Genomic DNA, 13,540 nt, shown 5'->3' with positions numbered 1-13,540 from the left:
TCGGAACGGCCAGGTCAGGCTCGTGGGTCGACGTGGATCTTGGGGCCGGGGCCGCAGCCCGCGGGGCGGGAACCGGCGAGAACCGCACCCACCTCCTCGAGGCCGACGACGGCCGCCACGAGCGGCCGGGGATCCACCGAGCCCGAGGCGTATTTCTCGATCGCCCCGGCCAGGCCGGGGGAGGCGCTCAGGATCCCGACGGCCGTGACATCCTTGAGCACCAGCACGCGGGTGTCGACGGCGCTGGACCTCGGCGCTATCCCGATGTAGACCACCCGCTTGCCCGGCTCCACCAGGTCGACGGCCAGGGCGGGCAGGCCGGGAGCGTTGGAGGCGTCGATGACCGCGTCGAACGGGAGCCGGGGAAGCCTGTCGGAGGTCCACGCCCCGTGCACGCCGAGACCTCGGGCGAACTCCAGCGACGGCTCCGACAGGCCCATGATGTGGACCTCCGCGCCGCTCGCCAGGGCGAACCGGGCGGCGAGCAGGCCGATCGTCCCCGGCCCCAGCACCAGCAGCCGGTCATCTGGTGCGAGGGCCGCGGCCTCGACGGCCCGCAGCGCGTTGCCGCCGGGCTCGACCATGGCCCCGGCCACCGCGTCGACCGCGTCCGGCAGCGCGTGCAGCGCCGTGACCGGCACCGGCAACTGTTCGGCCAGCGCGCCGGGCCACCCGCCGCGGATGCCGATCTCGAAGCGGTCCTCGCACACGTGTTGCAGCCCGCCCAGGCAGCGGCGGCACCGTCCGCAGCCGAGCATGGTGTCGCCGGTGACCCGGGTGCCGATCCAGCCGTCTTCGACGCCCTCGCCGACCGAGGAGACCCTCCCGCACCACTCGTGGCCGAGTCGGATGGGATAGCGGGCGTGGTCCTCGCTGAGGTAGGCCATCTCCCCGCTGAAGAACTCCATGTCGGTGCCGCACACCCCGGCCCGCTCCACGTCGACGACGACCTGCCCGGGGCCGGGGACCGGTGGCTCGACGTCCCACACGGAGAAGCGGCGAGGCCCGGTCACGACGAACGCTTTCACGGGTGAGACCTTCCAGACGGCGCCGCCGGACACGGCCGGAGGTACGGGGGCATCGGGCACGTAGGCTACCGTTCGCCGGACGGGGTCGAGAAGCCGCCCGGACCTGCCGCGTACGGGTCAGCGCTCCCTGCCGACGCCCAGCCCGGGTTCCGCATCGACGTGGAATCCGTCTATCCCGGTCAGCTGCCGGTATCGGGAGTAGGCGATCTCGTACGGCCCCCGTTCGCGGCCGGGTGGGAACGGCCGGGGCCGGAACGAGCGGCGGACCACCTCGCGCAGCTCGGTGAGGGAGCCGATGCGACCGTCGGCCATGGCCTGGATGAGCAGGTTTCCCACGGCGGTCGCCTCCACGGGACCGGCCAGCACCGGCCGTCCGGCGAAATCGGCGACGAGCCGGCACAGCGTCTCGCTGGAGGCCCCGGCCCCCACGAGGTGCACGGCCTCCACCCGCCGGTCACTGAGGAACTCGGCCTGCTCCAGTGCCCAGCGGTAAGAGCACGCGAGACTCTCCAGAACGCAGCGCACCGTCTCCGCGCGGCCGGCGGGCGGCGCCTGCCCGGTCGAGTGACAGTAGGCCGCGATCCTCGCCGGCATGTCGCCGGGTTCGAGGAACCACGGGTGGCCGGGGTCGATCAGCGATCCGAAGGCCGGCGCGGCGGCGGCCTCGGCGACCAGGTCCGCGTACGAGGTGCGCACGCCCCAGGATCTGCGGCACTCCTGGAGCAGCAGCAGGCCGTTGAGAGCGCGGGTGAACCGCACGGTCCCCATGACGCCGCCCTCGTTGCTGAAGCCCGCGAGCCTGGCCGCCCGGCTCGTGACCGGGGCGTCGAGCTCCAGTCCCGCCAGCGAGCGGGTACCGCAGGAGACGTAGCCGACAGAGCCGGACGAGACGGGAAGCGCCGCCGCGGTGGAGGCGGAGTCATGGCCTGCCACCGTGACCACCACGACCCCACCCGGGTCGTCCCCGCCCTTCTCACGCAGTGGCCCCACGACCGTGCCCGGCTCGGTGAGCCGGTGGGCGAACAGGTGGCGGGGCAGGCCCAGGCGGGTGACAAGGCTGCTCGCCCAGCGGCCGGTCCTGATGTCCAGCAGCTGGCTGGTGCTCGCGACCGTCCGCTCGGTGACCATCTCGCCGCTCAGCCAGAGGGTGAACAGGTCCGGCACCATCGCCAGGTGGTCGGCCGCCTCCAGAAGCGGCGATCCGGCGTGCGCCAGCAGCTGGCAGGCCGTGGTGCCGGGTTCGGGGCGGATGCCGGTCAGCTCGTAGTGGTCCTGCCAGGAGACGAGGCCCGCCAGGCCGGAGGTGTAGGGATCGAGGTGGTGGCGGGGGTTGGCCAGCAGCCGCCCGTCACGGTCGAGGAGGGCGAAGTCGCCGCCCCAGGCGTCCACGCCCACGCTGGTGACACGACCGCGGGCGGCGGCCAGCGCGATGCCTCCGCGTGTCTGTGTGAGCAGCCCGAGCACGTCCCAGTACAGGCCGTCGAGGACGCGGACCGGCCGGTTGGCGAAGCGGTGCACCTCCCGCACCGCGAGCCGTTCACCATCGAATTCGCCGGTCAGCACCCGGCCGCTCTCAGCTCCGAGATCCACGGCCACGTAGACGGGCACGGTTCAAGCGTAGCCGGAAAGCCCTTCCTGATATGGGTGATATGTCAGAGACATCAGGTGAAACAGCTGATGGAGTCGCCTTCCTCATCGAACCAGATGGTGAGTCGGACAGCTGATCAGACGGTGCCTCTTCTGCCCGGCGGCATGAGGTGGGCCTCCGTCGATCCGGACGGCGACCGGTCGCGGGCGTCGGAACGCGTCCCCCGCCGGGGCCGCGATCACCCGCCCTGCCGACCCGCGCTCGTGGGGCGGTCGGCACTGTCGCGGAGGCCACGCGAGCTACCGAAATGTTTAAAACGTGGCAACAAGATGGCGGTCCGGATGCTCGGCGGTGGAGAGCGGTGGGGCCTCGGAGGTGCGGCCCGGCCGGGACGCATGCCGGGTAACGCTAAGGAAACAGCGTGTTCGTGTGCCATTGACACCCCCGGAAACTTGGTTCTACTGTCCAGCCCCAACGTGTTAAATCGTTTTTTAGCAGAAGTCTGCCTATCCTGACGAACACCACCGGCACGACCCGCGCCCGGTGAGTCCGGACGCGAGCCGCATCCGAGAAGGGCGATCCCATGCAGCGTGTCTGCTTCCTGTTGAAGGTGAGGCCGGAACGCCTCCAGGAGTACCGCGAGCGCCATCATGCCGTCTGGCCCGAGATGCTCGACGCCCTGAGCGCCACCGGCTGGCACAACTACTCGCTCTTCCTGCGCGAGGACGGGCTGCTGGTCGGCTATCTGGAGACCGAGGACTTCGAGGCGGCCCGCGAGGCCATGGCCGCGACAGAGGTCAACGCCCGTTGGCAGGCCGAGATGGCGCCGTTCTTCGAGAGCCTCGACGGCCGCCCGGACGAGGGCATGGTCTCGCTCGAGGAGGTCTTCCACCTCAACTGATCGGAAAAGCGCAGATGATCGGGGCCTCCTCGTGGGCGTACGGTGCCCCGGGGATGCGGTTCAAGGTTGTTCACGCCAGAGGTGCCCGGGGACCCACCGGCACGTTGCCGCTCTGATCCGGGCTCGCCGAGCGGCCCACCGGCTCCCCACGCCAGGGCGGCTGGGGAGCCGGGGGCCGAATGAAGGCCGCCTCCAGCACCGATGTCGTCGTGCACATGTGCGTCGCGCCCACCGGCCCCTACCGGCTCGACCGCCGACCCCTGGGACGCTCGGCGCGGCCGAACGGGGGGAGGTCTTCCCCTCGTACCCCGAAGGTCTCGGCGCACCCGAAGGTCGACCCGCGGAAGAGCGGGAACTCCCGTGCGGGACCCCGGCCGCCGAGCTGTGCCGGGGAAATCACATGCGGTGTGTGCCCTGCGTAATGATGCGAGGTGTTGGATACTTCGCGTCATCGCATACTTACTGAGCGCGGAACTCGCCGGTCGTGGAAAATCCATACCGCGTGTGTGGGAATTAAGGGTGGCGGTCGTTTTATGGTCGACCGTATTCGTGAATCGCTCCCCTTGTCGGGCGCGGATCGTTCTCCACGCGGGAAATCAGCCGGTGGGATCGGGAAAATGGCAGGTGGGAGTCTGCGGTACCGGGTGTAGCGGGTCTCCCGCGGGGCCGAATCCCCGTAGCCCGTATGATCGTGGCCCGCTTTCCGGGGTGTCCTCGTGTTCATACCTGAGGCGGAATCCGCACCTTCCGCCGACGACGTGAAATTCATTCGGATTCACTCCGCGAAGAATCTTCAGGTGAAATCAGTGCCGACAGGTTGATCTTTGACCCATAATCACCGTCAAGAACATGCGAAACGTGAAAAGGGAGTGCTGCGTTGCTCGGCAGAACCTCTCCGCTGTTCATCGGCCGGAAGCGGGAGCTTGACTTCCTCGGGGAGGCGTGGGGAGCGGCCAGACGCCGCGACGCGCGGATCGTGGGTGTCCGGGGGACGGCGGGAGTCGGCAAGACCGAGCTGGTCGAGCGCTTCCTGCGGACCGTCCCCGGGGTGCGGATCGTGCGAGCCTTCGGCGACGAGGACGCGCTCACCCATCCCTGGGGAGTGCTGGAACAGATCGCCGAGCAACTGCCGACCCCGGCATTCGCCCGGACGCTGGCCGGCCAGGCCGAGGCCGCCTTCGTCGGTCAGGCCCTCGCGGCGGAGTTCGCCGCCACGGACACTCTGATCGTGGTCGTCGACGACGCGCACTGCGGCGACCGGCAGTCGATGGCCGCGCTCCGCCTGGCGGCCCGGCGCCTGCGCAACGCCCAGGTCATGCTGCTGGTCGTCCACCAGGCTCCCGGGTACGCGCCGGGAGCGGCCCCGGACGCGCCTCTGGAACTCCACGAGGGCTGGGAGCGCATCTTCGACTCGCCGCGGGGACGCCTGCTCCAGGTCGAGGGGCTCTCCGCCGACGATCTCGTACGGCTCGCCGTCGCGACAGGCCACGACGGCCTCACCCCTTCAGGCGCCAGGAGACTGCACGAGCACACCGGAGGCAACGCGCAGCATTCGATCCTCCTGCTGGACCAGGTGGAGATGCACTCGATCAACTTCGGCAACGGCCCGCTGCCCGCCCCCCGTGGCATGACGCAGGCCGTCGTGGCGCGGCTGGCGTCGTGTGCCCGCCGCACCCGCGAGGTGGTGGGTGCGGCGGCGGTGCTCGGCCGCCGCTTCCGCCTGGCCGACCTGCGTGCGCTCTCCGGCGTCGCCGACGTCACCGTGCCTCTCACGGAGGCCGTCGGTGCAGGGTTGGTCAAGGAGATCCCGGGAACGGCGGGGCAGGAGTTCGCCTTCACCACACTGCTGGTCTGGGACCGCATCTACTACGACTCCAGCGTCGAGCGCCGCCGTGCCATGCACCGCGACGCCGCCCTGCTGGGAGGTCCGGACGCGCTCTGGCACGGGATCGCCGCCTCCGGTGGCGGTACGGACGGTGAGCTCGCCGCGCTGGCCCAGGGCGAGGCCCAGGCCCAGCTGTCTCGGGGCAGGCTGCCGCTGGCGGCTGTCTACGCCCGCCACGCCGCGGAACTGACCCCTCCGGGGCCCGATCGGGTCGCCCGCGTACTGACGGCCGCCGAGACCCTGCTGGTCTGCGGTGACGCCACCGTCGCCAGGCGCTACGAGGGTGAGATCCTCGCCGCTCCGGCAGGTCCCTGGCGCGACTACGTCGCCGGTTACCAGGCTCTGATCTCCGGACGCGTCGCGGAGGCCAGGCTGCTGCTGGTCAAGGCACTGGGCGCGGCCGGGCACGACGGGGCGGAGAGCCCGCACGCGCCCGCGGACCTGCGGGCGCGCATCGCGGCCCAGCTGGCGATCATCGGCGTGGTCGAGATCTCCTACCCCGAGATGGTCGAGTACGGCACGGCGGCCGTCGCAGCGGGCAGCCGCGAGCCGTGGGTACGGGCGTTCGCCTGGTTCGCCCGGTCCCTGGGCTGGACCTTGGCCGGACGGGCCGAGGAGGCACTGTGGTCCCTGGCGGACGCCGACCTGCCAGGTTCGGCGGCCGGGTTGGACGGCCTGGTGGCCCGCGGCATGATCCGGTTGTGGACCGACGACCTCGACGGAGCCTTCAGCGACCTGCGTGACAGCGTCGCGCGGGCCACGCGCGGCGAGGCGCTGCGGGTGGGCCAGGCGCTCGGCTTCCTGGGCGAGGTCGAATACCGGCGGGGCAGGCTCGACGACGCCGTCAGGTTCACCCGGCTCGCCGTCGGCGACGCCGAGGAGAACGAGCGGGTCTGGGACTACGCCCTCCTGCACTCCCTGGCGTGCTACCCCCGCGCGGCCAGGGGAGAGTGGGGCCGGGCGGGGGAGCACGCCCGCCAGGCCGCGGAATGGGCGCCGATCGTCGAGAGCAGGGTGAGCCTCGCCTACGCGGCCGGCGCGCGGGCGGCGATCGCCCAGGCCAGGGGCGACGCCCAGCGGCTGCTCAGCGCGGCCGAGACCATCGAGCTCCACTATGACTCGCTGGAGCCCGGTACCCATCTGTTCGGCCCGGTCGGCGCCGACGCGCTCTCCCTGCTCGGCCGGCTCGACGAGGCGGACGTCGCCCTGGGCGCCTTCGCCGACAGGGCCGCCTCCAGCGGACGCCGCTCAACGCTGATGTCCATCGCCAGGGTGCGGGCCCAGATCGCCGCCGCCCGCGGTGACCACGCGCGTGCCGTACGGGACTGTGAGGAGGCCTTCGCCCTGGCCGGAGAGGTGGGTCTGCCAATCGAGGCCGGCCGGATCGACCTGGTGACGACACGCTCCCTGCACGCCCGGGGGCGGCACGCCGAGGCGGAGCGGTCGCTGCGGCGGGCGCTGGCCACCTTCAACCGCACCGGTGCCGCCGCCTACGCCGACCTCGCCCTGAAGACGGCGGGGGAGCTCAGGCTGTCGGTGGACGGTCCCAGCGCGGCCTTCGGCCGCCTCACCGGGGCCGAGCGCGAGGTCGTGGCGATGGTCCGCGAGGGCATGACCACCCGTCAGATCGCGCAGCGGCGCTCGGTGACGATCAGCACCGTGGAGACACAGCTGAACCGCGTCTACGCCAAGCTGAACGTCACCAGCAGGATCGAGCTCCGCGCCGTCCTGTCCGACCCCGGCGAGTAACCGGGGAGCGGCTCCGGACGGTGCCACTCCCCAGGCCGGCGTACCGAGAGGCAGGGCGTGTCGAAGCCCGCAGGGCGATTCGTAGGGGTACCACCTGGATGCCTTCCACGTCTGCCGCGACTACCGTGAGCGCCTGCCAGAGCGCCAGGAGAACGGCGCCGCCGACGGGAGGCCGGAATGCGGTTGACCATAGACGTCCAGAGGACCGCCACCGGTCACATCGCCGGAACCATCGAGGCCGAGGGGGCCGAGCAGTCTCTTCCCTTCCACGGGGTCATCGAGCTGGTCACCCTCCTGGAGAACCATCTGGACGGGTGATCGCCGCCGCACACCCTCCGCTGCCGGAGAGAGCCGTTCACAGCGCGTCATGCCAAGGGGAGAGCATCAGATGGGTTCCAGGTACAACCTCGGGAGGGGGCGCCGGCGACTTGGCCGGCCGGCGACGGGCCGCGCGGACCACCGGCCGCGGGGCGTGCCGGTGGCACCGGCCGGGCAGGCCTGGCCGGTTGGGACGGCCGGGTGAACGCCACTCTGACGGCCTTCGTACCGCCGACCGAGAACGGCCGTGACCTGCTGGACAACTGGGTACGGCCGATCTGCGCGAGGCTGGGGATCGGTCTGGTGGTCGCGCCTCCCGGTATCGGCGGGGCCGTCGCGCTCGCGGCGCGGCGAACGTCGGCCTTCGTCGTGTGGGACTGCTCGGTCGAGGGTTCCGAGGACGTCTACGCGGCCTTCGACACGCACGCCAAGCTCGACCCCGGCAGCATCGTCCTCAGCCGCAGCCCGTTGCCCCGCAACGTACTGACCCGCGCCAGCCACGCTCCCGTCCACGGCGAGACCCTGGAGAACCCGGCGCTGGGCGAGTGGCTGGAGCGGCACCTGCGCCGCGCGCTGGGGGTGGACCGGGCGCCGTCGCCGCGCTCGTCGGGGCACTACTGGATGTTCGACAACCCGGCCGACTACTTTCTCAGTTTCCACGACGGCGGGCGCCAGGAGGCGGAGGAGTGGCGTGCCACCTTCGAGAAGGCCCACGCGGTCACCGTGCGGATGGTGCCCCCCCGCGAGTACTCCTACCCGGCCGAGGTGGTCACCCGGCAGCAGATGTGGGAAGGCGTGGCGCGGCTGATGTACGAGATCATCACGACCGGCAGGGTCATCGTCCATCCCGCCCCCGACTACTTCACGTCGTTCTGGACGGTGAGCGAACTGCTGGCCACTCTGTGGTTGCTGCCACGCGGTTCCACGCCACCCATGATCACCTCCGCGCACGTCACCCGGCCCTCGGGCGCCATCCGGCGACTGGAGCACCTGACCGCCCGTACCCTCCTGGGCGTCCCCCGCCTGGGTGACGCCCACGCGGATCGCTTCGCCAGGCTCATCAACAACTCCGATCCGATCACCACCGCTCCGGAGGTCCGAGGGCGGACGACGGACGGCGGGAGGATCGTCGCCGGAACGGTCAGGCACGTCGGCAGGCGCGATCCGGAACTCGCCGGCCCGCGGTTCTGGGAGGAGATGCGGGTGCCCTGCCCGGTCTGCGCCCCGAAGGGCGGAGCCGCCGCGGAGGTCGACTGGGATCGGCACATGGATCTGGCCTGGGGCGGGCGAGGGGTGGACCACTACGGCTACTTCACCGCCCGGCGCGAGGACCTCGGCACCGGAAGGATCCGCTGCCCGGGGTGCCGAACCCTGCTGAGGCTCGTCAACAAGCATGGCGTCCGCACGCTCTGGACGCCGATCTCGGAGACGGAGCCGGAACGGGACCGGCCGGTCATCCGGCGTGATCCCATCTGGCAGGTGCTGCCGGACGACCGGCGGGGCGCCGAGTCACTCTCCAGGAAGAGGGCCAACCCCCTCCGCTGCCTCAAGGGCAGAGGATTCCCGGCCGAGGCGAGGTGGGTCCCGGCACACAGCTCCGCCTGACGGCGGAGAGACCCCGGACCCGTGGCGCACCCCGCGGGGCCCTCTCGATCCGACGCGGACTCGCCGCGGAGAGACCACGAGCCGATGACGGGATCGACGTCCCGCGCGGGGCGGGTGGCTCACGCGCGGGCAGGGGAGCGCGTCCGAACAGGCGGATTCACGAGGACAACCGAGATCTCGGAAGAGCCCTTCGTCAGGTGAAGCATCCCCCCACGCCCCGGCGCGCGCCCCGGTTGAAGGCGCTCAGGCGCTGGGAGGCGCTGCCGTGGTCGCTCACGTCGGTCCAGGGAGTGTCGTCGGCGTGCTGCCGCAGGGCCGCCGCGATCTCCTGGGTGTCGCCGGTCTCGAAGAACAGGATGCCGTCCTCGGCGGCTCCGAAGAGGGTCGCCCCGGCGAGGCAGTCGGCCTGGAGTTCGACTCGTCGTGACAGCAGCCTCCGTGGGATACGAGCCTGGACGGCGTGGCCCCATTCGTGCGCGATGATCAGATAGACCCAGGCGTCCCCCTGCCGGTATCCCATTCGCATCAGGTCGACATCCCACGCGATGAAGTCGTAGGGCGGCCAGCAGTACAGGGCGTTGTCATCGGGGAGAGGAGACCCCTGGCATTTCGGCGCGTTGCTCCGCGCGCCGTCGTACCCGCCGAGAACGCGCGGGGGTGAATACCAGCCGGGGAAGAACTCGGACCAGTGCGTCGCCCAGAAACGATTGACGACGTACTGGGCGCTGCGAATGTCCTGGTTGATGTCGTCGAGGTTTCTCGCGCTGGAGGCGTTCAGCGGGGCGTTCCCGCTCGCTGCGGCGGTCGTGGTCCCGGTGAGGCCCGCGACCAGAACGCCGGTGAGCAGCGAGGCGAGTGCGAGACGAGTGATTCTCCATCGTGAAGCGGCCATGGGCTTCTCCCCTGTCACTGGTGGCCACATACCGGATGTAAGGGTTTATTATTCGAGGGATTTTTGCGGCAGAGTCACCATATGAGAAAAGGTAATAGGGGAGAAGCGTTATCGCGAGATCGCATGAAATATCGGGGGAATTCGCCACAGGAGTTGGCGGGATTAGAGGCGCGTCGTAATCGACGTGAAGCGGGAGCGATGGCACGGTGCTCCCGTGGCGACACCCCGGAGGCGGCCGCGGCAGGCCGCCGGTGAAGTCGGTGAGACTCGCGCGCTAGCCCGCCGGGGGAGCGGAGCTCTCCCGGACGACGAGGTCGGTGGAGAGTTCGACCCGGCGGGGCTCGGGAGCCTCGCCGCGGGAGATGCCCAGTGCCATACGGGTGGCGAGGAAGGCCATCTCCTCCAGGGGCTGGCGGACCGTGGTGAGCGGTGGCCAGGCGGACCTGGAAAGGGGCAGGTCGTCGAAGCCGACGACGCTCAGATCGTCGGGGACGCGCAGTCCGCGCTGCCTGGCGGCCTCGAAGACACCAAAGGCCTGCAGATCGCTGCCGGCGAAGATGGCGGTCGGGCGGTCGGGCAGCGAGAGCAGGGCGTGACCGTGGTCGTGACCGGAGCCGACGAGGAAGTCGCCGTGCAGGATCAGTGCGGGATCGACCTCGACGCCCGCGGTCTCCAGCGCGGCACGGTAGCCGTCTATGCGGGCGCGGCTGCACAGCACGTCGGGTGGGCCGCCGATCATGCCGATCCTGCGGTGGCCGAGTTCCAGCAGGTGCCGGGTCGCGTTCAGGCCGCCCTGCCAGTTGGTCGCGCCCACCGACGCCACGCCGGGGGCGGGCTCGCCCTCGGGGTCGACGACCACGAAGGGGATCGAGCGGGTGTTGAGCTGGCCATATTGCTGCGCCGAGAGCCGGGAGCCAATGATGATCACGCCGTCGGTGCGGCGGGCCGCCAGCCGGTCGAGCCAGTCACGGCCGGGACCGGCGTGGGTGTGCAGGACGGAGATCACGATGCTGGCCTCGGCCTCCGCGGCCGCGCTCTCGGCCCCGCGGATGAGCTCCATCGCCCACGGGCTCTCCAACTCGGCGAAGATCAGGTCTACCAGGCCGACGGGGCCGTCGGCGCCGGCGGCGCGGCGGACGTAGCCGTGCTTGTGAAGGAGCCGTTCGACCCGCCTGCGGGTCTCCGGTGACACCTCGGACCTGCCGTTGATCACCTTGGAGACCGTGGGCGCGGAGACCCCGGCCTCCTGGGCGATGCGGGCGATCGTCACCCGAGGCTTACCTGACATGCTCGGCAGCATATCCGAAACCTTTCGGAGTGTCGCTCCACGCCCGGGGCATGCTCGTAGCCCTTTTGGTCGAACCTTCTTCCGGATGCGTCGCACACGTTTTGATATTCCGCACTCGGTTTGGGCATGGAAAATTTTTGTGATTGGCAGAAATATTCATGGCCCCGCGTCCAGGCGCGACGCGGAAGGCGCCGGGAGACCTCACGGCCGATCGTCGTCCGCTCCCGCCCCGTCGGCCCCTGCGCCGGTGCCGCCTTCGTCACCTTGGACAGCGATGCTCAAACCGTCAAGCGATATCCGCAAAGAAGGATGTCAAAAGAGGCCGATTCCGGGTAGGGCAGGCGCATGGCTGAATTCCTCACTGATATCAAGGAGATCCGGGCGCGGGCGCGTCAGGAGATCGACAAAGGGCCGATCACGGCCGCCTACGGTGCCGACCTGCCCAGGGTGATCCAGGTGTGCAACGAGGCCCTGGCGACCGAGCTGGTCTGCGTGCTCCGCTACAAGCGGCATTACTACACCGCCTCAGGCATCCACGCGGGGGTGGTGGCGGCGGAGTTCCTGGAGCACGCCGCGGAGGAGCAGGAACACGCGGACAGACTCGCCCAGCGTATCGTCCAGCTCGGGGGCGAGCCGGACTTCAACCCCGAGACGCTGACCGCGCGCTCACACGCCGAGTACGACGACAGTCTCGACCTGATCGAGATGGTCAAGGAGGACCTGGTCGCCGAGCGGATCGCGATCGCCTCCTACACCGAGATCGTCAACTGGCTCGGCAACGGAGACGTGACCACCCGGCGCGTCTTCGAGGATCTGCTGGCCCAGGAGGAGGAGCACGCCGACGACCTGAAGAGCCTGCTGGAGCGGCTTCCCGGCGCGTTGGACAGCCGGAACTGAGCGGCGGTTCAACGGGATCGGCCGCCGCGCGAGCCGGTTCCGCGCTGGGCGGTGCCGGTCCGCGTGTGGCGCTCCGCGGCGACACGCCACGCCCGCGTCCGCCGTACACGCCCGCGGCGCCGCACAGCTGTGCGGCGCCGCGGAGCCGGTCCCGGGTAGGGGGAAGCCGTACGGCCGGATGTGCGCGTCGGAACCCGGCCGTACGGCGATCGGGCCGGTCAGCCGGTCGTGCAGGACACCGCGGGGGCCGGGGAGCCCGTCCCCGAGGCGATGAAGCCGAAGGTCGCCGTCGCGCCGGGGTTCAGGGAGCCGTTCCAGGCGGCGTTCCGCGCCGAGACCGCGGTGCCCGACTGGGTCACCGTCGCGTTCCATGACTGGCTGACCTGCTGTCCGCCGAACGTCCACTGCGCGGTCCAGCCGGTGATGGCCGCCGTGCCGGTGTTCTTGACGGTCACCTCGCCCTGGAAGCCGCCCGGCCACTGGTTGGTGGTCTGGTAGGTGGCCGTGCAGCCGCCGTTCGGCGGGGGCGTGACGGTCGGCGTCGGGGTGGGGGTGATCGTCGGGGACGGCCCCGAGCCGAGCAGGGCGGCCAGGGCGGGGAACCACCGGTCGGACATCTTCTGGTCGCCCGAGGCGTTGGGGTGTACGCCGTCGTAGGTGTCGGCCGCGGTGCTGAAGCCCGTCCACTGGTCGACCACGACTATCGGTGACTGAGCGGTGGTCTTGCCCGCCGCCCAGCCGGGAATCGCCGCGTTGAGCGCGGAGACCCGCTGCGCGCACTCACCGCACGTGCTCGGGTTCATCGGGATGATCTGGGCGACGAGGATCTTCATGGTGGGATTGCTCGCCCGCATCTGGTCCACCAGCTTGCCGTACGCGGCCAGGATGGTGGCGGTCGCACGGTTGCTCCAGGCGTCGTTGGTGCCGAAGTGCATCAGCACGATGTCGGGCGTGGTCGCCGAGAGCCAGCCGGGGAGCTGGTTCTGGTCGGCGACGTTGGTGACCAGCGCCCCGCCGTGCCCCTCGTTGTCCCCGTCGTGTGCGACGCCGCAGCCCTGCGGGGGCAGGGTGCCGACGAAGTCGATGTTGGTGTGACCGGCGTTCGCGAGCCGGTTCCACAGGAGGGCCCGCCAGCATCCGGGGGAGCCGGTGATGGAGTCTCCGAGTGCCATGATCCTGGTGGCCGCCGCCTGCGCGGGCATCGCCGTGGCCGCCAGGAGGAGTCCCAGGGTCGCGACCGCAGTCACCGCGGCCGTCAGAACCGCCAGGATCGTGCCGCTTCCGCGCGTCTTTCGTCGCATTTTCCGCTCCCGCCTCGATGGGGCCCGATGCTAGGCGGCCCCGGGTGGGAGCGGGAAGCCGGCCGCCTGCCGGGAGCGCCCTGACCTG

Annotated in this window: 10 protein-coding genes; 5 read left to right on the top strand and 5 right to left on the bottom strand. The window is 70.7% G+C overall.

Annotation, left to right across the window (positions count from 1 at the left end):
- Positions 1-14 precede the first annotated feature (14 nt).
- Together IG98_RS0114710 and IG98_RS0114705 are read right to left on the bottom strand one after the other, a co-directional pair.
- Positions 15-1,028 carry a zinc-dependent alcohol dehydrogenase gene (locus IG98_RS0114710; protein WP_030911585.1) on the bottom strand — a complete coding sequence of 338 codons (1,014 nt, stop codon included), beginning with the start codon at positions 1,026-1,028 and terminating at the stop codon, positions 15-17.
- 117 nt (positions 1,029-1,145) lie between these two features.
- Complete coding sequence (locus IG98_RS0114705; RefSeq protein WP_051752089.1) at positions 1,146-2,636, bottom strand: rhamnulokinase; 1,491 nt, start codon at positions 2,634-2,636, stop codon at positions 1,146-1,148.
- 563 nt (positions 2,637-3,199) lie between these two features.
- Here IG98_RS0114705 and IG98_RS0114700 point away from each other — a divergent pair.
- The 4 genes from IG98_RS0114700 (at position 3,200) to IG98_RS0114685 (ending at position 9,074) form a co-directional block, all read left to right on the top strand.
- On the top strand, positions 3,200-3,517 hold the full coding sequence (locus tag IG98_RS0114700; protein ID WP_030911579.1) for an L-rhamnose mutarotase: 318 nt from the start codon (positions 3,200-3,202) through the stop codon (positions 3,515-3,517).
- 877 nt (positions 3,518-4,394) lie between these two features.
- Positions 4,395-7,151, top strand: a complete 2,757-nt coding sequence (locus IG98_RS0114695; RefSeq protein ID WP_030911576.1) for a helix-turn-helix transcriptional regulator — start codon at positions 4,395-4,397, stop codon at positions 7,149-7,151.
- 177 nt (positions 7,152-7,328) lie between these two features.
- On the top strand, positions 7,329-7,469 hold the full coding sequence (locus IG98_RS50480; protein WP_157594324.1) for a hypothetical protein: 141 nt from the start codon (positions 7,329-7,331) through the stop codon (positions 7,467-7,469).
- 201 nt (positions 7,470-7,670) lie between these two features.
- A complete protein-coding gene (locus tag IG98_RS0114685) occupies positions 7,671-9,074 on the top strand; it encodes a hypothetical protein (protein WP_030911574.1) in 1,404 nt (467 codons plus the stop codon).
- A gap of 193 nt (positions 9,075-9,267) precedes the next feature.
- On the opposite strand, the gene IG98_RS0114680 is transcribed toward IG98_RS0114685, so the two are convergent.
- Both IG98_RS0114680 and IG98_RS0114675 read right to left on the bottom strand, forming a co-directional pair.
- Complete coding sequence (locus IG98_RS0114680) at positions 9,268-9,966, bottom strand: neutral zinc metallopeptidase (RefSeq protein ID WP_051752087.1); 699 nt, start codon at positions 9,964-9,966, stop codon at positions 9,268-9,270.
- 274 nt (positions 9,967-10,240) lie between these two features.
- Positions 10,241-11,254 carry a LacI family DNA-binding transcriptional regulator gene (locus IG98_RS0114675; protein ID WP_051752111.1) on the bottom strand — a complete coding sequence of 338 codons (1,014 nt, stop codon included), beginning with the start codon at positions 11,252-11,254 and terminating at the stop codon, positions 10,241-10,243.
- A 345-nt stretch (positions 11,255-11,599) separates the two neighbouring features.
- On the opposite strand from IG98_RS0114675, the gene IG98_RS0114670 reads away from it, so the two are divergent.
- The gene (locus IG98_RS0114670) at positions 11,600-12,151 is read left to right on the top strand and encodes a ferritin-like domain-containing protein (RefSeq protein ID WP_030911565.1); all 552 of its coding nucleotides are present in this window, start codon (positions 11,600-11,602) and stop codon (positions 12,149-12,151) included.
- 218 nt (positions 12,152-12,369) lie between these two features.
- Here IG98_RS0114670 and IG98_RS0114665 read toward each other — a convergent pair whose 3' ends face one another.
- Complete coding sequence (locus tag IG98_RS0114665) at positions 12,370-13,452, bottom strand: cellulose binding domain-containing protein (RefSeq protein ID WP_030911562.1); 1,083 nt, start codon at positions 13,450-13,452, stop codon at positions 12,370-12,372.
- Positions 13,453-13,540 lie beyond the last annotated feature (88 nt).

Source organism: Streptosporangium amethystogenes, from assembly GCF_000721075.1.
Classification (GTDB): Bacteria; Actinomycetota; Actinomycetes; order Streptosporangiales; family Streptosporangiaceae; genus Streptosporangium; species Streptosporangium amethystogenes.
The sequence above is the reverse complement of the archived record's forward strand: the minus strand, read 5'-3'. Positions and strand labels throughout refer to the sequence as shown.